The 22,942-nt window shown below is 64.4% G+C and carries 21 protein-coding genes; 7 read left to right on the top strand and 14 right to left on the bottom strand.

Features of this window, described 5'->3' with window-relative positions; translation table 11 throughout:
• The 3 genes from ACQKPE_RS17900 to ACQKPE_RS17910 form a co-directional block, all read right to left on the bottom strand.
• The coding region (locus ACQKPE_RS17900) for a GTP-binding protein (RefSeq protein ID WP_427667898.1) at positions 1–682 on the bottom strand (682 nt) is incomplete at its 3' end.
• A gap of 99 nt (positions 683–781) precedes the next feature.
• Positions 782–1,111, bottom strand: a complete 330-nt coding sequence (locus tag ACQKPE_RS17905) for a helix-turn-helix domain-containing protein (protein WP_427667900.1) — start codon at positions 1,109–1,111, stop codon at positions 782–784.
• Positions 1,111–1,377: a type II toxin-antitoxin system RelE/ParE family toxin gene (locus ACQKPE_RS17910; RefSeq protein ID WP_427667950.1), complete on the bottom strand. Its 267-nt coding sequence runs from the start codon at positions 1,375–1,377 to the stop codon at positions 1,111–1,113. The genes ACQKPE_RS17905 and ACQKPE_RS17910 overlap by 1 nt, the downstream gene beginning before the upstream one ends.
• Positions 1,378–1,863: 486 nt before the next feature.
• Here ACQKPE_RS17910 and ACQKPE_RS17915 point away from each other — a divergent pair, with 486 nt between their 5' ends.
• Genes ACQKPE_RS17915 through ACQKPE_RS17930 form a run of 4 tightly spaced genes read left to right on the top strand, consistent with a single transcriptional unit; the run spans position 1,864 to position 5,306 of the window.
• Complete coding sequence (locus tag ACQKPE_RS17915; protein WP_427667902.1) at positions 1,864–2,577, top strand: ABC transporter permease; 714 nt, start codon at positions 1,864–1,866, stop codon at positions 2,575–2,577.
• Between the two features lie 13 nt (positions 2,578–2,590).
• Entirely contained in the window at positions 2,591–3,502 is a 912-nt protein-coding gene (locus ACQKPE_RS17920; protein ID WP_427667904.1) for a glycine betaine ABC transporter substrate-binding protein, read from the top strand.
• Positions 3,499–4,152, top strand: coding sequence for an ABC transporter permease (locus ACQKPE_RS17925; RefSeq protein ID WP_427667906.1), 654 nt, complete (start codon positions 3,499–3,501; stop codon positions 4,150–4,152). Before ACQKPE_RS17920 ends, ACQKPE_RS17925 begins: the two co-directional genes overlap by 4 nt.
• On the top strand, positions 4,149–5,306 hold the full coding sequence (locus ACQKPE_RS17930; protein WP_427667908.1) for a betaine/proline/choline family ABC transporter ATP-binding protein: 1,158 nt from the start codon (positions 4,149–4,151) through the stop codon (positions 5,304–5,306). Before ACQKPE_RS17925 ends, ACQKPE_RS17930 begins: the two co-directional genes overlap by 4 nt.
• Before the next feature lie 87 nt (positions 5,307–5,393).
• Here the strand turns inward: ACQKPE_RS17930 and rocD are convergent, their stop codons facing one another.
• The 7 genes from rocD to ACQKPE_RS17965 all read right to left on the bottom strand — a co-directional run bounded on the left by rocD (position 5,394) and on the right by ACQKPE_RS17965 (position 14,175).
• Positions 5,394–6,584, bottom strand: a complete 1,191-nt coding sequence (gene rocD / locus ACQKPE_RS17935; RefSeq protein WP_427667910.1) for an ornithine--oxo-acid transaminase — start codon at positions 6,582–6,584, stop codon at positions 5,394–5,396.
• A gap of 13 nt (positions 6,585–6,597) precedes the next feature.
• Positions 6,598–7,716, bottom strand: coding sequence for a succinylglutamate desuccinylase/aspartoacylase family protein (locus ACQKPE_RS17940; protein WP_427667912.1), 1,119 nt, complete (start codon positions 7,714–7,716; stop codon positions 6,598–6,600).
• 75 nt (positions 7,717–7,791) lie between these two features.
• Positions 7,792–9,039: an OprD family porin gene (locus tag ACQKPE_RS17945; RefSeq protein ID WP_427667914.1), complete on the bottom strand. Its 1,248-nt coding sequence runs from the start codon at positions 9,037–9,039 to the stop codon at positions 7,792–7,794.
• A 121-nt stretch (positions 9,040–9,160) separates the two neighbouring features.
• Complete coding sequence (locus ACQKPE_RS17950) at positions 9,161–10,798, bottom strand: dipeptide ABC transporter ATP-binding protein (RefSeq protein WP_427667916.1); 1,638 nt, start codon at positions 10,796–10,798, stop codon at positions 9,161–9,163.
• Complete coding sequence (locus tag ACQKPE_RS17955) at positions 10,795–11,637, bottom strand: ABC transporter permease (RefSeq protein WP_427667952.1); 843 nt, start codon at positions 11,635–11,637, stop codon at positions 10,795–10,797. The genes ACQKPE_RS17950 and ACQKPE_RS17955 overlap by 4 nt, the downstream gene beginning before the upstream one ends.
• 35 nt (positions 11,638–11,672) lie before the next feature.
• Positions 11,673–12,614, bottom strand: coding sequence for an ABC transporter permease (locus tag ACQKPE_RS17960; RefSeq protein WP_427667918.1), 942 nt, complete (start codon positions 12,612–12,614; stop codon positions 11,673–11,675).
• A gap of 1 nt (position 12,615) precedes the next feature.
• Positions 12,616–14,175: an ABC transporter substrate-binding protein gene (locus tag ACQKPE_RS17965; protein WP_427667920.1), complete on the bottom strand. Its 1,560-nt coding sequence runs from the start codon at positions 14,173–14,175 to the stop codon at positions 12,616–12,618.
• 405 nt (positions 14,176–14,580) lie between these two features.
• Here ACQKPE_RS17965 and ACQKPE_RS17970 point away from each other — a divergent pair, with 405 nt between their 5' ends.
• Together ACQKPE_RS17970 and ACQKPE_RS17975 are read left to right on the top strand one after the other, a co-directional pair.
• Entirely contained in the window at positions 14,581–15,498 is a 918-nt protein-coding gene (locus tag ACQKPE_RS17970; protein ID WP_427667922.1) for a LysR family transcriptional regulator, read from the top strand.
• A gap of 28 nt (positions 15,499–15,526) precedes the next feature.
• Positions 15,527–16,969 carry a serine hydrolase domain-containing protein gene (locus ACQKPE_RS17975; protein ID WP_427667924.1) on the top strand — a complete coding sequence of 481 codons (1,443 nt, stop codon included), beginning with the start codon at positions 15,527–15,529 and terminating at the stop codon, positions 16,967–16,969.
• Between the two features lie 58 nt (positions 16,970–17,027).
• Here ACQKPE_RS17975 and ACQKPE_RS17980 read toward each other — a convergent pair whose 3' ends face one another.
• From ACQKPE_RS17980 to ACQKPE_RS17995, 4 genes are all read right to left on the bottom strand, one after another.
• Positions 17,028–19,457 carry a TonB-dependent siderophore receptor gene (locus ACQKPE_RS17980; RefSeq protein WP_427667926.1) on the bottom strand — a complete coding sequence of 810 codons (2,430 nt, stop codon included), beginning with the start codon at positions 19,455–19,457 and terminating at the stop codon, positions 17,028–17,030.
• Between the two features lie 108 nt (positions 19,458–19,565).
• Entirely contained in the window at positions 19,566–20,516 is a 951-nt protein-coding gene (locus tag ACQKPE_RS17985) for a FecR family protein (protein ID WP_427667928.1), read from the bottom strand.
• A gap of 17 nt (positions 20,517–20,533) precedes the next feature.
• Positions 20,534–21,073 (bottom strand): RNA polymerase sigma factor, encoded by a 540-nt coding sequence (locus tag ACQKPE_RS17990; protein ID WP_427667930.1) that lies wholly within the window; start codon positions 21,071–21,073, stop codon positions 20,534–20,536.
• A gap of 255 nt (positions 21,074–21,328) precedes the next feature.
• Positions 21,329–21,523, bottom strand: coding sequence for a hypothetical protein (locus tag ACQKPE_RS17995; RefSeq protein WP_427667932.1), 195 nt, complete (start codon positions 21,521–21,523; stop codon positions 21,329–21,331).
• Positions 21,524–21,642: 119 nt separating this feature from the next.
• On the opposite strand from ACQKPE_RS17995, the gene ACQKPE_RS18000 reads away from it, so the two are divergent.
• Positions 21,643–22,806 carry a type III PLP-dependent enzyme gene (locus tag ACQKPE_RS18000; protein ID WP_427667934.1) on the top strand — a complete coding sequence of 388 codons (1,164 nt, stop codon included), beginning with the start codon at positions 21,643–21,645 and terminating at the stop codon, positions 22,804–22,806.
• Positions 22,807–22,942: the final 136 nt, after the last annotated feature.

Raw genomic sequence — 22,942 nt, forward strand, 5'->3', positions numbered from 1 at the left:
GCTGCTCGAGGAAGCGATCGTATTCGTCACCCAGGTGCGCACGGGCTTCGTCGGAGTCGAGCTTCTCGATGATCTTCGCCTCGGTACGCTCATGACCATGGCCTGGGGTGTAGACGATGATGTAGTCGCCAGCCAGGTGGTACACGCCCTTGAAATCGCGATAGCAACCGATCGGCCAGGTGATGGGCGCGGCCTTGATCTTCAGCACTGCCTCGATCTCGTCGAGCAACTCGATCGGGTCGCGGATATCGCGGTCGAGCTTGTTGATGAAGCTGACGATGGGCGTGTCGCGCAGGCGGCACACGTCCATCAGGGCGATGGTCCGCGGCTCTACGCCTTTACCGCCGTCCAGCACCATCAACGCCGAGTCCACCGCGGTCAGGGTACGGTAGGTGTCTTCGGAGAAGTCTTCGTGGCCGGGGGTGTCGAGCAGGTTGACCATGTGCTCGCGGTAGGGGAACTGCATCACCGAGGTGGTGATGGAGATACCGCGCTGCTTCTCCATTTCCATCCAGTCGGAGGTGGCGTGGCGATCGGACTTGCGCGACTTCACGGTACCGGCGACGGCAATCGCCTTGCCCATCAGCAGCAGCTTCTCGGTGATGGTGGTCTTACCGGCGTCGGGGTGGGAAATAATTGCGAAAGTGCGGCGCTTCGCGACTTCGGCGGCCTGCTGGGTCATGGGAAATCGCCTGACTGGGGGATTCAAAAAGGGGCAGTATCATACCTGAATCGGACACCAGACCCAAATAAGCGCCGACAGATTGAGTGCCCCTTCTGCCTACTCGCGAGAGGAGCGGCCCTCGGCAAGCCCTTCGATGGTAATGGGTGCACGACCGGGCAGATGCGCAACCAGCTCCAGCTTTCCGCCCATGGCTTCAAGGTAATTGCGCAAGGTCGAGATCAACATGTCTCCTCGGCTCTCGGCCTTGGAGATATTGCCCTGTCGAATCTCAAGCCGCTCGGCCATGCTTTCCTGGGTGATCTCAAGCTGCTTGCGCAATGCTTGTAGCGTCAATTCCTCGCGGATCAGCTCACGGCCGCGCGCCTCCGCCGCCGCTCGCAAATCTGCCGGCAGGCTTGCCATGACCTCATCAAGTGTCTTGGACATCAGTCGTCTCCTTCTTGTAAATACCTGTCAAAGCGGTTATCGGCCTGGGTAATCAGACGCCTGTAAAACAACGCTTCGCTGAGCCCCGCCTTGCTACCTGCCACTAGGATTACCGCTTCACGTGCAGGGTCAAAAGCGAAAGCAACGCGCCAAACCCCGCCCCCTGCGGAGAATCTCAGTTCTTTCATATTGCTGTGGCGAGACCCTTTCAACGCACCCACCCTCGGTCTTCCAAGCATCGGCCCTTGAAACTCCAATAACCTCATGTGACCGGCGAGCTCCTTCTTCACCTGTCTATCTAAACTGTCGAACTCCAAAAAGAACTCGCTGCAGAATCTTACCGGCCAGGACAAAATATACCCCCAAAAGAATATACCCTCAAGGAAATACCAAGCGGGATTGGGAGGCGATTTTGTCAATCAGTACAAACCGACCAATATCAGGCAATTCACTGCCCGCACGACAGAATCTCGATTCTTTTTCGTGCGAAATTTCCTAGCGCCCAGTGATTAACACTGGCCAAATGCCGCTTCAGATGGGAACCTTTAGATCAACGGAGACGTCCACTCCCCTGCTACCCGTTTCGGTACAGGGCTGGTTTCACCCGCATTTCGGACCTGACGGGGTTCGGCTCATGGCTTGATCGCAACCCTCGGTTGCCTCTCGCTACTACTCGCGAACACACCACCCGCCGCCAGCATTGGCCGGCTTCAAAGAAGTGTGCTCGCCGACAACACACAAGGAGTCCACCTGTGGCTAAACGCTACGGAAAGGGGCTGATGGGATGGGCCGCCGTGCTCGTCATCCTGGCCCTGCTGATCCACTGGATCGGCCTCGACACGATCGCGCGCTACCGCGACGATCTTGGGTTCTACCTGCAAGCGCACCTGGTACTGGTGCTGGCTTCGATGGCGGCGGCGTTGGCCGTGGGCATCCCGGCTGGCATTGCCTTGAGTCGACCGCACCGGGTCGACAAAGCCGAACGCTTCATGCAGTTCTTCAACGTAGGCAACACCATTCCTCCCCTGGCCGTCCTGGCCATTGCCCTGAGCGTGCTGGGTATCGGCGCTGGGCCTGCGATCTTCGCGCTGTTCCTCGCCTCGCTGCTGCCCATCGTGCGCAACACCTACGAGGGCCTGAAAAACGTCCCCTCCTCGCTCAAGGAAGCCGCCACCGGCATCGGCATGACCCCGCGCCAGCAACTGTGGCAGGTGGAATTGCCCAACGCCGTGCCGATCATCACCGGCGGTGTGCGCGTGGCCTTGGCCTTGAACGTGGGCACCGCGCCGCTGGCCTTCCTGATTGGCGCCAACAGCCTGGGCAGCCTGATCTTCCCCGGCATCGCCCTGAACAACCAGCCGCAGCTGCTGCTGGGCGCGGCCTGTACCGCGTTGCTGGCGCTGGCGCTCGACGCGCTGGTGAGCTTCTCCAGCAAGCGCTGGTTGGAACGCGGCCTGGCCCAATAAGCAGAGGGAACCTATGAAGAAGACTATCGCCTTGCTCCTGGGCGCGGCCCTGCTTTGCGCAGGTATTGCCCAGGCCGCGGAAAAACCGCTGATCCGCATCGGCGCGCGGGTGTTCACCGAACAGACCGTGCTCGCCGAAATCACCGCCCAGCATCTGCGCGCCAACGGCTACCAGGTGCGGGTCACCGGCGGCCTGGGCAGCAGCCTGGCGCGCCAGGCCCAGGAAACCGGCCAGCTCGACCTGATGTGGGAATACACCGGGGTATCGCTGGTGTCCTACAACCACATCGAAGAGCGCATGCCCAGTGCCGAGGCCACCTACGCCAAGGTCAAGGAGCTGGACGCGAAGAAAGACCTGGTCTGGCTGACCCCATCGAAGTTCAGCAACACCTACGCCCTGGCCCTGCCACGCGAGGTCGCCGAGGCCTACCCGCAGATCGGCAACATCAGCCAGCTCAACCAGGTACTGCGCGACGAAAAACAACGCACCCACCTGGTGGCGCTGGATACCGAGTTCGCCAACCGCCCCGATGGCCTCGATGGCCTGAAAGAGCTGTACGACCTGCAAGTCGGCCGCGCCAACATTCGCCAGATGGACGCAGGCCTGGTGTACACCGCGCTGCGCAACAACCAGGTGTTCGCCGGGCTGGTCTACACCACCGACGGGCGCCTGAACGCCTTCGACCTCAAGCTGCTGGAAGACGACAAGCAGTACTTCCCCGACTACACCGCAGCCCCCGTTGTGCGCAAAGCCATCCTCGACGCCAACCCAAACCTGGCAGCGCTGCTCAAGCCGCTGGCCGAGCAACTCGACGACGAGACCATGCGCCAGCTCAACGCCAAGGTCGACGTCGAACACCAGAGCCCCAGCGTAGTGGCCGCCGCCTTCCTGCGTGAACACCCGCTCAGCGAGGTACAGCCATGAGCCTGCTCGACACTTTCGCTCACCTTGATTGGGCCCAGGTCCTGCAACTGACCGGTCAGCACATTGCCCTGGTCGGCATCGCCGTGGGCCTGGCGATCGTCATTGGCGTGCCGCTGGGTATCCTGATGACCCGCTTCCCATCCCTGGCCGGCCCCCTGCAAGCCAGCGCCACGGTGCTGCTGACCATCCCGTCGATCGCCCTGTTCGGCCTGCTGCTGCCGTTCTACTCCAAGTTCGGCCAAGGCCTGGGGCCGCTGCCGGCGATCACCGCCGTGTTCCTTTATTCACTGCTGCCGATCCTGCGTAACACCTACCTGGCCCTGACCAACGTCGAGCCCGGTATCCGTGAAGCCGCACGCGGCATCGGCATGACCTTCGGCCAGCGCCTGCGCATGGTCGAGCTGCCCATCGCGGTGCCGGTGATTCTCGCCGGTGTGCGCACAGCGGTGGTGATGAACATCGGCGTCATGACCATCGCCGCGACCATCGGCGCCGGCGGCCTGGGCGTGCTCATTCTCACCTCCATCAGCCGCAGCGACATGTCGATGCTGCTGGTCGGCGCCGTACTGGTCAGCCTGCTGGCGATCGTCGCCGACCTGCTCCTGCAAACCCTGCAACGTGCCCTGACTCCAGAAGGACTGCGCTCATGATCGAATTGAAAAACCTCAGCAAGACCTTCAACGCCAATGGCAAGGACGTCAAAGCCGTCGACTCGGTCAGCCTGACCGTCAACGAAGGCGAAATCTGCGTGTTCCTCGGCCCCTCGGGCTGCGGCAAGAGCACCACGTTGAAGATGATCAACCGCCTCATCACCCCCACCTCCGGCCAGGTGTTCATCAATGGCGAGGACACCACCGGGCTGGACGAGGTGACCCTGCGCCGCCATATCGGCTACGTGATCCAGCAGATCGGCCTGTTCCCCAACATGACCATCGAGGAAAACATCACCGTGGTGCCGCGCCTGCTCGGCTGGGACAAACAGAAGTGCCATGACCGCGCCCGCGAGCTGATGAACATGATCAAGCTCGAACCCAAGCAGTATTTGCAGCGCTACCCACGCGAGCTGTCCGGTGGCCAGCAGCAGCGTATCGGGGTGATCCGCGCGCTGGCCGCCGAGGCCCCGGTACTGCTGATGGACGAACCCTTCGGCGCGGTCGACCCGATCAACCGCGAGCTGATCCAGCACGAGTTCTTCGAGATGCAGCGGGCGCTGAACAAGACCGTGATCATGGTCAGCCACGACATCGACGAGGCGATCAAGCTGGGCGACAAGATCGCCATCTTCCGCGCCGGCAAGCTGTTGCAGCTGGACCACCCCGACACCCTGCTGGCGCACCCGGTGGATGACTTCGTGAGCAACTTCGTCGGCCAGGACAGCACCCTCAAGCGCCTGCTGCTGGTGCGTGCCGAGGATGCGGCAGACAACGCACCGTCGGTCAGCCCCGAAACCTCGGTGCACGATGCGCTGGAGCTGCTGGACGAACACGACCGCCGCTATGTGGTGGTGACCGATGCGGCGAACAAGGCGCTGGGTTATGTACGTCGTCGCGACATGCACCGCCAGCAAGGCAGCTGTGCGGACTTCCTGCGCCCGTTCAACGCCACCGCGTCCCATGACGAGCACCTGCGCATCCTGTTGTCGCGCATGTACGAGTTCAACCGCGCGTGGTTGCCGGTGCTGGATGCCGAGCAGGTGTTCCTGGGCGAAGTGACCCAGGAGTCGATTGCCGCGTACCTGAGTTCGGGGCGTTCGCGCGGGGCTAAAACCAGCATTGTTTCACCCGCCGAGGCGCTGGGCTCGTAATCGTCGGGGCGCGCGTTGCGCCCCTTTTCCGACCCGTCTGGCAAGGCCGCGCTCAGGTACCCTCGGGTACCTGTAGCAGCGCCAGCCTCAGCCGGCCAGGACCTGCCCGATACGCGCCAGGCCCCAGTCCAGCTCCTCACGGCTGATGCACAACGGCGGCGCGATGCGCAGCACGGTCTCGTGGGTTTCCTTGGCCAGCACGCCCAGCGCCATCAGTGCCTCGCAATATGGCCGCGCCGGGCGGTCCAGCTCGACCCCGACCCACAGCCCACGGCCGCGGATATCACGGACGAACGGCACCGCCATCTCACGCAGGCGCTGTTGCAGATAGGCGCCAAGCTCGGCGCTGTTCTGCGCCAGCTGTTCGTCCTCCAGCACGCGCAATGCCGCCAGCCCCACCGCCGCCGCCAAGGGGTTGCCGCCGAAGGTCGAGCCATGGCTGCCCGGGTCGAACATGTCCATCAGCGCACGGCTGGCGATGAACGCCGACACCGGCAGGATGCCGCCACCCAGCGCCTTGCCGACGATCAGCCCGTCCGGGCGAATCCCCTCATGCTCGAAGGCGAAGGTCTTGCCAGTGCGACCCAACCCCGACTGGATCTCGTCGAGAATCAGCAAGGTCTGGGTGCTGTCGCACAGTTCGCGCAACTGGCGCAGGAAGCCCTGTGGCGGCACGCGAATACCGGCCTCGCCCTGGATCGGCTCGATCAGCACGGCGCAGGTTTCAGGCCCGATGGCCGCGCGGAAGCTGTCGATATCCCCGAAGGTGGCGGTGTCGAAACCGTCGCAGAACGGCCCGAAGCCGTCCTTGTATTGCGGCTCGGTGGAGAAGCCGACGATGGTGCTGGTACGGCCGTGGAAGTTGTCGGTGGCGGTGACGATGCGCGCGCGGTCACGGGCGATGCCCTTGACCCGGTAGCCCCAGCGGCGCGCCGCCTTGATCGCCGTCTCCACCGCCTCGGCGCCGCTGTTCATCGGCAATGCGGCGTCGAAGCCAGAGACCTCGCACAACGCTTCGAGGAAGTCGCCGAGGGTCTCGCAGTGGAACGCCCGCGACACCACGCTGACTTTCTGCAATTGCTCGATGGCCGCCGCGACGATGCGCGGGTGGGCGTGGCCGTGGCTGACCGCCGAGTAGGCGGACATCATGTCCAGGTAGCGCTTGCCGTCGCAGTCCTCTACCCAGGCACCACGCCCGCGGGCGATGGCCACAGGCAGCGGCGTGTAGTTGTTGGCCCCGAACGCCTGTTCGCGACCGATGATGCTTTCAATGTTCATGATGACTCCCGGATCAAGCGCTAAGCAGTTTGCCGGTGCGCACCGGCACATGGCCGGTGACACGACCGAGCGGGTCGCCGGGACGCACGAAACGCACGTCCCGACGCATGTACAGCACCCCGGCGGTGGCACTGTGCACCGTGGTCACCTCGCCGCTGAGCGGGTCGACCAGGTCGAACATCGCCTGGCCTGGGCTGACCTGCGCGCCCAGCGCGACACGGTGCACCAGCACGCCGCCCATCGGGGCGATGAACTGCTCGCTGCCGGCCAGCGGGGTAGCAGGCCACAGCAGCTCGGGCAAGGCCTCGGGCTCGCCGCTGATGAAGCCGGCGTGCACCAGTGCAGCGATGATCGCGTCAGCGTCCTGGCAAGCCAAGTCGGCGTCCACGTCACGCTGCCCACGGTGCTCGACGGTGACGCAGGCATTGCCCAGCGGGATCGGGTACTGCCCTTGCAGGCGTTCACGCAGGCGCCACCAGATCAGGCTCAAGGCCTCATCGAACGACAGCGCCTGGGAGTCCACCGACAACAGCGTGGCTTGCGAGCCGATGTAGCGCGCCAGCGGCTCGACCTGCGCCCAGCTCCACTCGGAGGTGTACAGGTGCATCACCGCCTCGCGCGAGCAATGCAGGTCAAGCACCAGCTCGGCGTCGCAGGCCAGCAGCATCAACTGGCGTTGCAGCGAGGCCATCTCGTCACGCGGGGTGATCGCCTCCAGGCTCTGTTGCCAGGCCACGCGCACCACCTTCAGGTTATGCGCAGGGTCGTCCGTCAGCTGCCCCTCCACACGCTGCACGATCGCCTCCAACGGGAAGGGAAAATCACGGTTGTAGTTGCGCCCGCTGCCCAGCTCGAAGCGCCCGCTCGGTGCGCCCATGACGAACTGCGCCAGGCCCGCCGGGTTGGCCACCGGCACCAATACCACCTGCGCCGCCAAGCGGCCTGCCGCCTCCAGCGCCAGCAGACGCTGGCGCAGTTCGCTCGCCACCAGCATCGCCGGGGTTTCGTCGGCATGCAGGCACGCCTGGATGTACACCTTCCTGGTGTACTGCGCAGGGCCGTAGTGCTCGCTGACAACATCGCGCCGAGTCCCCGGCGTGGCAGTGAGCAGTGAATGTGTGAGTCGTTTCATACAAGGTTCCATGGCCGAGGGCGGCGTCGTTCAGGAGGCAGTAGGCAGTCCACCTCTCGTGGGGCTCGCTGTCGGCTACCAGAGCGTCCAGGTGTAGCCCACGATGAAGCGGTTTTCGTTCATGTCATTGGCGTAGCTGGAGTTGAGGTTCGCGTTGCGCCAGCGCAGGGACAGGCCCTTGATCGGGCCGGACTGGATCACGTAGCTCAGGTCCAGGTCGCGTTCCCACTCGCGGCCGTGCTCGCCCACCAGGCGGGTGGTCTCGATGCCGTCGCCCTTGGCGTAGCGCATGCCGAAGGCCAGGCCCGGCAGCCCCAGCGCGGCGAAGTCGTACTCGTAGCGGGCGTGCCATGCGCGTTCGTTGGTTTGCGAGAAGTTCACCAGCTGGTACTCGGTGAACAGGTAGGTATTGGAGCCATCCACGTAGGTGAACGGGGTGTCGCCGTATTGCTTCTGGTAGCCAACGCCGAGGTTGTGACCGTTCCACTCATAGCTGAAGCGGGTGCTCAGCGCGCGGTTATCGACCTTGCCGGCCAGGCCCGCGCCGTCTTCATCGGCGGCGAAGTAGCGCAGTTCGCTGCGCAGGGTGCCGGGGCCGACCTTGATGCCGTGCTTGAGGCCGACGAAGTGCTGCTGATAAATGCTCGACAGCTCGGCGTGGTAGTAGCTCAGGGTCAGGTCCGGGCGTGCGTTGTAGTCGCCGCCGACAAAGCGGAACTTGTTACTGGTCGCGGCCCGGTAGGCACCGTTCTGCCCAGTCAGGGCCATGGTTTCGTAGTCGGTCGAGTCGCGGTCGCGCATGCGGTCGAACTGGCCGAGGCTCAAGGTCAGGTTGCTGATGTCCTTCGACGTGATCGTGGTGCCCGAGAAGGCCTGCGGGAACAGCCGGCTGGTATTGGGTTGCAGCACCGGCAGCTTCGGCACCTGCTCGCCGACGCGCAGCTCGCTCTTGGCGAAACGCACCTTGCCGGTCAGGCCTAGCTTGGAGTACTCGTCCTTGGCCCGGCCATCGCTGCCACGCAGCAGCAGGCCAGTGCCGGAGCGGTCGGGGCTGGAGTCGAGCTTGATGCCCAGCATGCCGGTGGCGTCGAGGCCGAAACCGACCACGCCAGGGGTGTAGCCCGAGACGAAATTGAAGGTGAAGCCCTGGGCCCACTCCTCGCGCTTGGACTGGCTGGCTTGCTCACGGTAGTCACGGTTGAAGTAGTAGTTCTTGGTATCCAGGTTGGCGCTGGAATCCTTGAAGAAGTCGGCCTGCGCGGCGCCCGGCAAGGCCGTGGCGACGCTGGCGCCGATCAGGATCGTCTGGAAATTGCGGTTCATGTCGATGCTCCCCACCTTTACTTTTTCTGGTTGTTGGTCGTTTTGCAGGCATGACTCTCCCCTGGGCGCCCGACCCGGGGGTCGGCGCCTGGTGAAGAAGGTGAAACCAAGGTGTTATGGATCAGCCGGTGGCGGGCACCTGGCGCAGCCGGAAGCCGCCGCCCTCAAGCTTCTCCAACGGGCACGACGCTGCCAGCAATTGCCGGGTGTAGGCATGCTGTGGGCGATCGAAGATCTCGTCGCGCGGCCCGATTTCGACGACATCGCCCTGGCACATCACCGCCACCCGGTGGGCGATGCGTTCCACCGCCGCCAGGTCGTGGGAGATGAACAAACAGGCGAAGCCATACTGCTTTTGCAGACGCTCGAACAACTCGAGGATCTGTTTCTGCACGGTCATGTCCAGCGCCGAGATCGGCTCGTCGGCCACCACCAGGCTGGGCCGGCGCACCAGCGCGCGGCCAATCGCCACACGCTGGCGCTGGCCGCCGGACAACTCATGGGGCAAACGGTCGATCAGACGCTCGGGCAGGTTGATATCGGCCAGGGTCGCCAGCACCCGCTCGCGGCGCTGCGCAGGGCTCATGCCCGTCACATGGCGCAGCGGCTCGGCGAGGATCTGGCCGATGGTCATGCGCGGGTTCAGCGAAGAGAACGGGTCCTGGAAGATCATCTGGCACTGCAAGCGGTGCGTGCGGTTGCTGGCCTTGACGATGTCATGGCCCTGGAAGCTGATCTGCCCGGCGCTGGGCTTGACCAGCCCGACGATAGCGCGCCCCAGGGTGGTCTTGCCCGAACCGCTGCCCCCCACCAGCGCCAGGGTCTCGCCCGGGGCGATGTGCAGGTTGGCACCGTGCACCACGCGCCGCGCCTCGCCCTTGCGCCACAGCGTGCGTGGGCCGGGGTAGGCAATTTGTACGCCGTCGATGCGCAGCAGCGGCGCGTTGGCGGCCGGCAGCGCTGGCAGCTCGCCACGGCTGGGCAGCGCCTCGAGCAACTGGCGGGTGTAGTCGGCGCGGGGGTTGAGCAACACCTGGTCGATCGGCCCCTGTTCGACTTCCCTGCCATTGCGCATCACCACCACCTTGTGGGCATAGCGCGCCACCAGCGACAGGTCGTGGCTGATGAACAGCACTGCGGTGCCCTGCTTGCGAGTCAGCTCCAGCATCAGCTTGAGCACATCCAGCTGGGCCAGGCAGTCGAGCGCGGTGGTCGGCTCGTCGGCGATCAACAGCGCCGGGCGCAGCAGCATCACCGAGGCGAGCATGATGCGCTGGCGCATGCCACCAGAGAACTCGTGCGGGTAGGCCGACAGGCAACGTTCGGCATCGCGGATACCGATATCGTTGAGCATCTGCACACACTTGGCGCGAATGCTCGCCTCATCGAAGTCGGTGTGCAGGCGCATGCCTTCGGCCATCTGCTCGCCGATGCGCAACGCCGGGTTCAGCGAGACCATCGGCTCCTGGAACACCATGCCGATCTTCGCGCCACGGATTTCGCGCAGGGCCTGGGGCGCCAGGGTATTGAGGTCCTGGCCCTGGAAGCGAATGGCGCCTGCGCAGACCTGCATGGGCATCGGCAGCAGGCCGATGGCCGCGCGTGCCGCCATGGTCTTGCCGCTGCCCGACTCGCCCACCAGGGCGACGATCTGCCCCGGGGCGATGTCGAACGACAGGTCATCGACCACCACCGGGCCATCGACGCCGACGCGAATCTTCAAGCCCTCGACGGCCAGCAAAGGTTGGTTGTGACTCATCGCAGGCTCCTCATGCGCGGGTCGAGGCGGTCGCGCAGGGCGTCGCCGGCAAGGTTGAAGGCCAACAGCGAGAGGGCGATGCACAGCCCTGGGAACAGGCCCAGCCAGCTCGCGGAGGCAATGAACGGACGGCTGGCGGCAAGCATGTTGCCCCAGGTCGCGGCGGGTGGCGGCACGCCCAGGCCGAGGAAGCTCAGCGAGCTTTCGGCAAGGATGGTCCAGCCAAACATGCTGGTGGCGATCACGCACACCGGGGCCACGCAGTTGGGGGCGACGTGGCGCAGCATGGTGTACAGCTCGGAGTTGCCGATGACCCGCGAAGCCTCGACGAACTCACGCTCGCGCAGCGACAGCACGCTACTGCGCACCACCCGCACCACCGAGGGCGTGTAGGCGATGCTCAGGGCCAGGATGATGCCGTACTCGCTCGGGCCGATGATCGCCATCAACGCCAGCGCCATGAGGATGCCGGGGAAGGCCAGCAGGGTGTCGTTGATCATCATCAGCACGCGGTCGACGTTGCCACGCAGGTAGCCGGCCAGCAGGCCAAGCAAGGTGCCGCAGCTGACCGCGACCACCACGGTCAGCAGGCTGACCCAGAGGCTGGTGTGAGCGCCGACCATCAGCCGGCTGAGCACGTCGCGTCCGTATTCGTCGGTACCCAGCCAGTGGGCGGCCGATGGCGGTTGCAGACGCGCCAGCAAGTCCAGGCGCACCGGGTCGTGCGGGGTCCAGATCAGGCCCAGCAGCGCCACCAGGGCCAGCAGGCCAAGCAGGGTCAAGCCCACCAGGGCATTCATCGGCAGCGCTCGGCGGCGTGGTGCCGGCTCGGCGGCCATGTCCGTGGTGGACAGGGTTGGAGTCTGAGGCTTGCTCATAGCTTCACCCTGGGGTCGAACAGTGGGTACAGCAGGTCCACCAGCAGGTTGACCAGCACGAAGATGAAGGTGACCAGCAGCAGGCAGCCTTGTAGCACCGGGTAGTCACGGCCAAAGATCGCATCGACCATCAGCCGGCCGATACCCGGCAGGGTGAACACGGTTTCCAGCACCGCGATACCGCCCAGCAGGTTGCCGAGAATCAAGCCAATCAGCGTCATGGTCGGGGCGAAGGCGTTGCGCAGGGCGTGCTTCCACAGCACCGTGCTTTCCGACAGGCCCTTGGCCCGCGCATGAGTGATGTACTCCAGGCGCAGCACTTCGATGGCGTTGGCCCGGGCCATGCGGGTAATGGCGCCGATTTCCACCAGGGTCAGGGTGGCCACCGGCAAGACCATGTAGCGCATGGCCTGCCAGGCATCCTGGTCGAAGGTCACGTAGCCGACGATCGGCAGCCAGCCCAGCTTGATGCCGAAGCCGTAGAGCAGCAGCAGGCCCAGCCAGAACGACGGGATCGACAACAGCAGGGTGGCGACCGCCACCACCGACAGGTCGAGCGCACCGTTCTGCTTCCACGCCGCGAGCATGCCTGCCGGCACGGCGACAAGGCTGGCCAGGAACACCGCCAGCAGGACGATGCTGGCACTGACCTGGAAACGCTCGAGCATCATCGGCAGCACCGCTTCGCGGGTGGCGATGGAGTGCCCCAGGTCGCCGCTGAGCACGGCCTTGAACCAGATCAGGAACTGCATTGCCACTGGCTGGTCCAGGCCCAGGGCCTGGCGGGTCGCCGCCAGGCTTTGTTCGTCGGCCAGGTCGCCAAGCATCAGCAGCGCAGGGTCGCCTGGGATCAGGCGAATGATGGTGAACACCGCCACCGCGATCAGCAGCAGGGTCGGTATCGCCATGCCCAGCCGCTGAAGGATGTACCGGAACATGTCAGCGCTTCCCCTGGTTATCGAGGCTGATCATCCACAACCGCGGCTTGGACACCGGCCATGGACGCTGGCCCTGGACGTAGTCGCGGGTAACGGTGATCGCGTTGCCGTTGTACAGCGGGATCAGCGGCAGGTCGCGCAGCATGTCCTTGTGCAGCGCGTCGAACAGCGCCTGGCGCTTGGCCGGGTCGCCTTCACGGCGGGCCTCGGCGATCAGTTCGCGGGCCTTGGCATCGCCCCACACCTTGCGCGGCTCCTTGGCTTTGTCGCCGGTCACGGCGTCGTAGTTCAGGGCCGGGTCCAGGCGCTCGGAGTAGGTCGTGACCATCAACTGGTAGTTGCCGCTCTGGTAACGCTCGAGCTGGGTACCCCACTCCATGGTTTGCAGCTGGATGTTCAGGCCGGCCTGCTGGGCCATCGCTTGCACGTACACGGCGATGTCGAACATGTTCGGGTAGCGCTTGTTGGTGATCAGCTGGATCGGCTGGCCTTTGTAGCCGGCTTCCTTGAGCAGGCGACGACTTTCCTCGGGCGAGTAGGCCAGGCCTTGTGCATGGGCGGCGGTGTGGTAGCGGCTGCCCAAGGCGACCATCGACGGGTTGGGCTTGGAGCGGCCCTCGGTCAGCGCGGTGACCAGGGTCGAGGTGTCCAGCGCGTGGAACAGGGCCTGGCGCATGCGCACGTCGGCGAACAGTGGGTCCTGGGTCTGGAACAGTACGGCGCTGGTGGACATGGTGGTGCTCGCCGACACACGCACGCCTTGCAGGGTTTCCAGCTCCTTGGCTTCCAGGGCGCTGACGTCGTTGAGCATGTCGACGTTGCGTGACAGTAGCGCAGCCTTGGCGGCGGCCGGGTCGGGGATGATGGCCAGGTGCACGCGGTCCAGGGTGGTGGACTTGTTGCCGGTGTAGCCATCGGCGTCCTTCTCGTCACGCGGCGTGTAGGCGTCGAAGCGGTCCAGGTCCAGGTACTGGCCGGGCTTCCACTCCTTGAGCTTGAACGGGCCGGTGCCAATAGGCGCCACCCACTGCTCGCCAATCACCGAGTCCGGGTGGATGATGCCGCTGCCGCCGCACTCGGGCAGGGCCATGCTGGCCAGGAACAGCGCGTTGGGTTTGTCGAGGGTGAACACCACGGTGTGCTCGTCGGGGGCTTGCAGGTCGACCACCTTGGCCCCACCGCTGCCGTCGAACGAAGCGGTGCAGCGCCACTGGGTGGCCGGGTTCAGGTAGCGCTTCCAGGTCCACAACACTTCCTTGGAGGTGAGTGGCTTGCCGTTGTGGAAGGTGACGCCGTCGCGCAACCTGAAGGTGTAGGTCAAGCCGTCCTCGGAGGTGGTCACCTCACGGGCCAGCAGTGGGCCGACGGTCGCGTCCTCGCGGAAAGCCACCAGGCCTTCGAACAGGTGCAGTACCACGGCGTCGGAGTTGGTGTCGCGGTTGACCCCAGGCTGGGTGCTGCGAATGTCGGCGTTCATCGCCACGTTCAGCGTGCCCTGGGCCTGCGCATTGGCGCAGATGGCGGCCATCAGGCCTGCCGTCAGAATCAGTGTCTTCCTCAAGGTTTCCCCTCCAGCTCGAGTTCATACAAACGGGGGCAGGTGCTACGAAAAGTCGTGATGCCCGATTCGGGAACTCGTTGTTGTTTTTATGACCGAGGCCCAAGGCGATGCGCGCCGTTGGGCTCCGGTTGCCGTGCCAGGCCATCGTGTCTCAGGCGGCGCCGTCGCGTAAGCACGCAATTTCCGATCATGAGTGCTTAATGCAATCGTGAGATTCCTCGCTTGCCCCTGACGCGCACGTGGCAGGTGCCGAAAAAGGCCCTATATCAAGGCGAGACGAGGAAAGCGCCAGGCGATCAGGTGATCCATAAAGGCAATCGGGATCGACGAAAGCGTGCTGACAGCTTTGCTGATCGCTCTCTACCATGGCAGCCACCCAACGCACCCTTTCGTGGAGCCCCACCGATGACCTTGACCCACCTGCGCGCCTTCTGCTCCGTGGTCGACATGGGCAGTTTCCGGGCCGCGGCCCGCCAGCTGGACATCGCCCAGAGCACCTTGACCCAATCGGTACAGGCGCTGGAGCGCGAGCTGGGTGCACCGCTGCTGCACCGCACCAACCAGGGCATCAAGCTGAGCGAAAGCGGTCAGCGCTTCATCGCCCATGCCCGCGCCATCCTGCACGACTGCGACCGCGCCATGGCCGACGTGCGTGCCCTGAGCGAACCCCAGGGCCACGTGGCCCTGGGCGTGACCTCCGAGCCGCTGGCCGAGCTGCTGGTGCCGGTGTTCGAGAGTTTCACCGCACAGCATCCACAAACGCGCCTGGAAGTCACCAGCGGCTCGTCGAAAATGCTCATCGAGAAACTGCGCGAAGGCCGCCTGGACTTCGCCCTGTGCGCCCTGCCCGCGCACGTCTCGGAGATCGACCTGTCGATCCAGCGCCTGCATGCCTCGCGTGCTGGGGTGCTGGCGCGCCGCGAGCACCCACTGCGCAACGCCCGCTCGGTACGCGAGCTGACCCAGTGCAAGTGGATCAGCGTGCGCCGCGACGGCCTGGTCGGCGGCGCCGAAAGCCGCCTGATCGAGCTGTTCCGCTCGCACGGGCTAGGTGCGCCGAAAATCGGTATCACCACCGAATCGCTGCTCGAAACCTTGCATATCGTCGCCGAGACCGACTACTTGACCATCGAACCGCAGATCATCCCATCGCTGAAGTTGTTCTCTTCGTCGTTGACCCAGATCCCCATCGAGGAACACCTGAGCCACCGCGACGTCGCCCTGATCACGCGCAAGAACGCCACCCTGACCAGCGTGGCGCAGGTGTTCATCGGCATGCTGGTGTCGTACAGCCGCCTGGTCCACCCCCGCTCTGCCGACTGACCCCGCCCCCACCCCACGAGGAATGCCCATGCCTGCGTCACACAGCTTCGACCTCCCCACCGCCGCGCCCTCTACCCTGGGCATCGATGGCCATGCCGTCGCCGATTTCCTGGAGGCGGTGCAGCACGCAGGCCTGGAGGTGCACGGGGTGATGATCGAGCGTGATGGCCAGCTCGCCGTGGATGCCTGGCGCTGGCCGTACAACGCCCGGACACCACGGGTGACCCACTCGATCACCAAGAGCTTTACCGCCTGTGCGATTGGCCTGGCCATCGACGACGGCATGCTGCGCCTGGACGACCCACTGTCGCGCTTTTTCCCCGACGCCGCCGCGCAGGCCAGCGACCCACGCAGCGCAGGCATCACCGTCGAGCAACTGCTGACCATGCGCACCGGCCACGGCGGCAACACCTCGGGGTCGGTGTGGCGGGGTATCGACGGTAGCTGGGTGGAGGAGTTCTTCCGCATTCCACTGGCCAGCGAGCCGGGGACTACGTTCGTCTACACCAGTGCGGCCAGCTACATGCTGTCGGCGGTGCTTACCCAGGTGACCGGCCAGACCCTGCATCAATACCTCGCCCCACGCCTGCTCCAGCCCCTGGGCTTCGCCGGGGAAAGCTGGGACATCAGCCCCGACGGCATCAACCCCGGCGGCAACGGCCTGACGGCCCGGCCCCTGGATGTGCTGAAACTCGCCATGCTGCACCGCGAGAGTGGCAACTGGCAGGGTCGCCAACTGCTGTCGACAGCCTGGGTGGACGCCGCGACTCGCCCGCAAGGCGGTGAAGGCAGCCGCTACGGCTACCACTGGTGGACCGATCGCCCGGGCAATGGCTACAGCGCCGTGGGCGTGTTCGCGCAAATGGCCGCAGTGATTCCAGGCGAGCACGCCACCCTGGCGGTATTCGGGGCAATGGAGAAATCGACCCAGGTGACGCCGTTCATCGACCATCACCTGGGCGCAGCACTGCGGGGCGAGCGCGCCGGCGTGCAGGCCGACCAACAGTTGCTCCAGGCCATCGAGCGGTTCGCCGCACCACGCCCACTGCACTCCAGCGCGCAGCCGGCGGCGCCGCTGTCGGCCTTCGCAAGCTATGCATTGGCGCCCAACCCTTATGGGCTCGAACGCCTGAACCTGAAGCCGCAGGCGGATCACCTGGTGCTGGAGCTGGTCGATGGGGCGGGCAGCCATTGCATCGAGGTGGGCCTGGATCACTGGCGTAGTGGCACCTGCTCGATGCCGGGGACGCAACTGCACCACGGCTATTCGCTGCGCGATGCGCCGGTGGTGGCGGGGGCGCGTTGGGTAACGGCGGGGCAGCTGGAGATGGAGTGGATCTACCCCCGCTCGGCGTTCCGCGACGTGTTGCAGCTGGCCTTCGAGGGCAAGCAGGTACGGGTCGAACGGCGGGTCAATATCAATAGCGGGGCCAGGGAATGGACGCCGTTGCTAGGCACCCGCCTGGCGTAAAGGCTGATCGCGGGGCAGAAGCGAAGGGGCCGCAAAAGCGGCCCCAACCCTTTGGGCATCAGAACCCTACACTAGCCTGCACATAGAAGGTGCGTGGCTCACCCACGTAGATCCCGGCATTGTTGTCGCTGGAGCGGGTGTAGTACTGCTTGTCGAAGATGTTCTTCACCCCCGCCGCCAGCTTCAGGTTCGACACCTGCGGCCCGAAGTCGTAGCCGCCGCGGGCATGCCAGGTCACGTAGCCCGGAATGTCGCCGAACTGGCCATCGGCACTCGGTGCAGTGATGTAGTTGTTGTTGAAGCTGCCATCGGCATTCACCCCGGTACCCGGCGCGCGCTGCTTCGATTGGGCGAAGGCATCCAGGTTCCAGGTCCAGCGATTGATCTCGTAGCGCAGCCCGGCGGTGAGCACCTGGCGCGAATAGAACGGCAGGTCGCGGCCTTTGAAGCCCGGAATCTCGCCCTCGTAGGTCGCGCGGGTGTAGGTGAAGCCGGCGTTGGTCGACAGGCCCTGCAAGCGTGCATCCAGGCCTGCCAGGTCGTAGCGCATCGAGGCTTCGATACCTTGGTGCTTGGTGGCGCCCAGGTTGGTCCAGCCCACATCGTTGCTGATGTATTGCAACTCATCGTCGAAGTCGATGTAGAACGCCGTCAGCTCACCGGCGAAACTGCCGTTGTCATAGCGCGTACCGATCTCGTAGGTCTTGGCCTTCTCCGGCTCCAGGCCGTTGGCAGTGCTGTCGCCGACGCCGCCCTGGCCGAGCTGGAAATATTGCAGGCTGCCGAACGAGGTCTCGTAGTTGGCGAACAGCTTCCACGCATCGGACATGTGGTACATCACGCTCAGCGCCGGCAGCGGCTCGTTGCTGGTGATGCTGCGGTTCTTCTCCGGCACCGGACGGTTACTGGTGTCCAGCACCGGGCGGTCGCGCCAGTCGGTGTTGATGTGCTCGAAGCGGATGCCCGGGGTGATGGTCCAGTTGCCGATATCGATCTTGTCATCGATGTAGTAGGCGCTGGCCTCGGTGCCGCCGGTGCGGTCCTGGAACACGTGGCCGTCGGAGGTCGGGGTGACGGTCGGCACGTTGTTCACCAGGGCCAGGCGCGAAGCCTGTTCACGCATCGCTTCCTTCAGGTAGCGATAGCCGACGCTGACTTCCTGGGTGGCGGGGCCGGTGAAGAAGATCCGCGACACCCGTGGCTCGATGGCGAAGGTGTAGTAGTTGCGCGGGAACGCCGACAGGGTGCGCTGGTCGCGCGCGGCAATGGCGCTGCCGCGGAAGCTGTCGGTGTAGTAGGTCAGTACCTCGAACTGGGTGGCGTCGTCGATCTGGCGCTGCCACTTGAACGAGAAGTCCTTGCGCCGGCCACTGAAGTAGTCGTAGTCGCGTACCGACTGGTACGGGTCCTGGTCGTACTGGGCCTGGGTCAGGCCACCGGGCATGTCGGCGCGGCCATCGTAGTAGTGGAAGTTCAGCCAGAACTCGTCGCTGTCGGTGGGTGCCCAGTGGGTCTTGAGCAGCACGTCGTCGATGTCGTTGTCGTTGTTGCTGCGCCGGTAGCCATTGCCGTTCACCCCCGAGTACAGCAGCGCGACGCCGATGCCGTTGTCGGCCGTGCCGCCGACGAACGCCGACTCGGTGTGCTTCCAGCCGCCGTACTTGGAAGTTTCCAGTGTGGTGGACAGCTCTGCGGTGGCTTTTTCCGGAATCGCCCGGGTCACGAAGTTGATCACCCCGCCGACGTTCTGCGGGCCATAGCGCACGGAACCGGCGCCGCGTACCACGTCGATGCTGTCGAGGTTGCCCGAGGAGATCGGCGCCATCGACAGCTGCGGCTGGCCATAGGGCGCGAAGGCCGCGGGTACGCCGTCGATCAGCACGGTCGAGCGCGGCGACAGGCGCGAGGTCAGGCCGCGTACGCCGACGTTCAGCGACAGGTCGCTGCCGCCGGTGCCGTTGGAGTCCTGCACCTGCACACCGGGAATACCACGCAGCGCATCACGCACGTTCATCGTGCCCTGCTCCACCATTTCCTGGCGGCGCACCACGGTACGGGCACCGGCATGGTTGTGCACCACGGCCTGGTCGGCATCGCCCAGCCAGTCGCCGAGCACCTTCACATCGGTGGGCGCCAGCTCCAGGCTGCCGGTGGTCAGGGTACCGGCGGCCTGTATTGGCTTGACCACTGCGGTGTCCTGGGAAATCTCGTAGGTCAGCCCACTGCCTTGCAGCAACTGCTGCAGCGCCTGCTCGGGCGCCAGGGTGCCGGACACCGCCGGTGCCTGCTTGCCAGCCACCAGTTCCGGGCTGAAGAACAGCTGCAGGTTGGTCTGCTGGCCCAACTGGGCCAGGGCCTGGGCCAGCGGCTGGGCCTGGATCTGGATGCTCGCGGGTGCCTGTTCGGCGTAGCTGTTGGCGGCGGCAGCGCTCACCGCCAGGGCCAAGGCCAGGCGGCGCAAGTGAAGCAGGGGCTTGTTGTTGTTCACGTCTTCGTTCGATCCTGGAAGTCTGGATAAATGCCAACCACACGCAAATGGGAATGCTTGACAGTTGCAGCTGGCGGGGAAGACGAACGAGCGGAAAAAAACCTGAATCTATTTCGCGATTATTTCGCTGGAGCCGTCCGGATGGGCCTTGATGGCTACCGGCAGGATGCTCGGCAGGGCGCGCAGTAGAGCGTCCGTGTCGTCGGTGCTGAAGGTGCTGGAAAGGCGCAGGTTGGCCACTTTGCCTGGGGCAACACGCAAGGGTTGGGCGCGATAACGCGAGGCTTCGGCGACCACTTCGGCCAAGGTTGCGTTGTCGAACACCAGCTTGCCCTGGCGCCAGGCGGTGAAGGCGGCGGCATTCACCGCATAGGGTTGCGCCACCCGGCCCTGGGCATCGATTCGCGAGCCTTGCCCGGCGCCCAGTTGCGCCCGTGAGCCCTCTGCACCCTCGACCCGCACCGAGCCCTGCTCCACTGCCACGCGGGTTTGCAGGGCATCCTGGCGCACGTCGAAACGCGTGCCGGTGACGGTGACCCGGCCCTGGGCGGTGCCGACCACGAACGGCCGGTCGCTGTCATGGGCGACGCTGAACATCGCCTCGCCGGCCTCCAGCTTCACCTGCCGCTGGCCCGCGCTGAAGGCGACGGTCAGCCGCGTGCCGCTGTTGAGTTCCAGGTGCGAACCGTCGGGCAGTTCTACCTGGCGGCGTTCGCCCAGCACCGTGCTGAATTGTTCATGATGGTTCAGCCGCTGGTACTGCCAGCCACTCCAGCCCAGCCCCAGGGCAGCCACCGCCACGCCCGCCGCCAGGGCCTGGCGCAGCAGGCGACGGCGCGGTAGCTGGTGCACGGGCTGCGCCTGGCACAGCGCTTCGAGGCGCTGGCGCGGCACCAGCTCGGCGGCGCACCACAGCTGGCCCAGCACTTCGTATTCGCGCCGGTGCTGCGGATCGGCATCGAGCCACTGGCGCAGCTTGGCTTGCAAACCGAGGTCGCCGGGGGCGTCCTGCACGCGGGCGAACCATTCGGCTGCCTGTTCGCGTACGTGCTGTGTCATCGAAAGGGTCTCCTGACTCATCTGGTGGTCACATCCAGGTGCTCACGCAGGTGTCGGAGCGTGCGAATCATATACTTTTCGACCATGTTCTTGGTCAAACCCATGCGCTCGGCGATTTCAGCCTGGCTCAGGCCCTCGAGCTTCTGCCAGATGAACACCCGCCGGCAATTGACCGGCAACTCGGCCAGCGCCCGCTCCACGGTGTCGGCCAACTCCAATGCGTGCACGTAGGCCTCCGGGTCGCCACTGCTGCTGGCGCCGTCATCGAATAGCGTCTGCTCCAGGGCCTGGCGGCGGTCTTCGCGGCGGTAGCCATCCACGGCGATGTTGCGGGCCGTCTGGTGCAGATAGGCACGCGGCTGCTCGACCTGCTCGCGCGGGTTTTCCAGAACCCGGACGAAGGCATCGTGGGTGAGGTCCTCGGCCTGCTGACGACTGCGCAACTTGCGCGTCCAGGTGCCGATCAGCTCATGGTAGTGGTCGAGGAAGCCTTTGTGTCCGGACACGGTCGGGGTCGTCGGGAGGCAGGAAAGGGTATGAATAATAATGTGTCTCATCTTCATCGGCAATCTGCCAGATGAAGTGCCGACAAAGGGCGACAAGGCGCTCGGTAACAAAAATTTTATCGGTATTCAGGCATGCCATTCGGCAGGCCTGGCGTGGCCATAAATGTGAACACCTGGACAATATCCCTACAGGATTTGCAGAGGTCGATGAACGGTCGCTTGCAAGTTACAAAAGCCCTTTCGCGGCGATTCTCGGCGAACCTTGTCGGCTGCGAAGGTATCTGCGAATCCCTGCCTGATCCCTGCCTATTCCACAATTTTTAACGCCTGACGCTGTTTCAGGAACATCTGCCTGTCATCAGGGTCGGTTATCACAAGAGCGCTGCCCGATTGCCTGTTGATATTGAAATCCTCAAGTCCTAAAGTGCGCGCCGAACGTCCATGCTGGAAACGATCCATCCGGCTCAAGTACTGACGACGAGACAGCAAGGCCACCGGCAATACCGGCCTTCTTGCTTTCGGCGACATGCCTTGGGAAGTAGGCGAACCAAAGTGGGGATACGGAGGGCGTTCAGTTTGCAGCCACTTATTTTTTCAGTTTGCCCATGGAGCCCACGAGCATGTCGATCCAGGTCGAAGACTACTTCGCGCGCGATACCTTCCAGAAAATGAAGGCGTTCGCCGACAAGCAAGAAACCCCGTTCGTACTCATCGATACCCAGATGATCAGCCAGGCCTACGACGACCTGCGCGCCGGTTTCGAATTCGCCAAGGTCTACTACGCCGTCAAGGCCAACCCAGCGGTCGAGATCATCGACCTGCTCAAGGACAAGGGCTCGAACTTCGACATCGCCTCGATCTACGAACTGGACAAGGTGATGAACCAAGGCGTCAGCGCCGACCGTATCAGCTACGGCAACACCATCAAGAAGTCCAAGGACATCCGCTACTTCTACGACAAAGGCGTTCGCCTGTACGCCACCGACTCCGAAGCGGACCTGCGCAACATCGCCAAGGCAGCGCCGGGCTCGAAAGTCTACGTGCGCATTCTCACCGAAGGCTCCACCACCGCCGACTGGCCGCTGTCGCGCAAATTCGGCTGCCAAACCGACATGGCCATGGACCTGCTGATCCTCGCCCGTGACCTGGGCCTGGTGCCCTACGGCATTTCCTTCCACGTCGGTTCCCAGCAACGCGACATCAGCGTGTGGGACGCGGCCATCGCCAAGGTCAAGGTGATCTTCGAGCGCCTCAAGCAAGAAGACGGCATCGAACTGAAGCTGATCAACATGGGTGGCGGCTTCCCGGCCAACTACATCACCCGCACCAACAGCCTGGAAACCTACGCCGAGGAAATCATCCGCTTCCTCAAGGAAGACTTCGGCGACGACCTGCCGGAAATCATTCTCGAGCCAGGCCGTTCGCTGATCGCCAACGCCGACATCCTGGTCAGCGAAGTGGTGCTGGTGGCGCGCAAGTCGCGCACTGCTGTCGAGCGCTGGATCTACACCGACGTGGGCAAGTTCTCTGGCCTGATCGAAACCATGGACGAAGCCATCAAGTTCCCGATCTGGACCGAGAAGAAAGGCGAACCAGAAGAAGTGGTCATCGCCGGCCCGACCTGCGACAGCGCTGACATCATGTACGAAAACTACAAGTACGGCCTGCCACTGAACCTGGCCATCGGCGACCGCCTGTACTGGCTGTCGACCGGCGCCTACACCACCAGCTACAGCGCGGTGGAATTCAACGGCTTCCCGCCGCTGAAGGCGTACTACCTGTAATGAACGACGGGGCTGCTTTGCAGCCCCAATTTGGTTTGCGCAACTTCATATCCCGCCTAGAACTCCCCTCCCGTCCCCACGCCCTGCCCACTCAAGGCATAATGCCGCCCGCACAGTAACAACCGGCAACACAAGG

Source organism: Pseudomonas sp. NPDC089554 (assembly GCF_050280645.1).
Taxonomy (GTDB): domain Bacteria; phylum Pseudomonadota; class Gammaproteobacteria; order Pseudomonadales; family Pseudomonadaceae; genus Aquipseudomonas.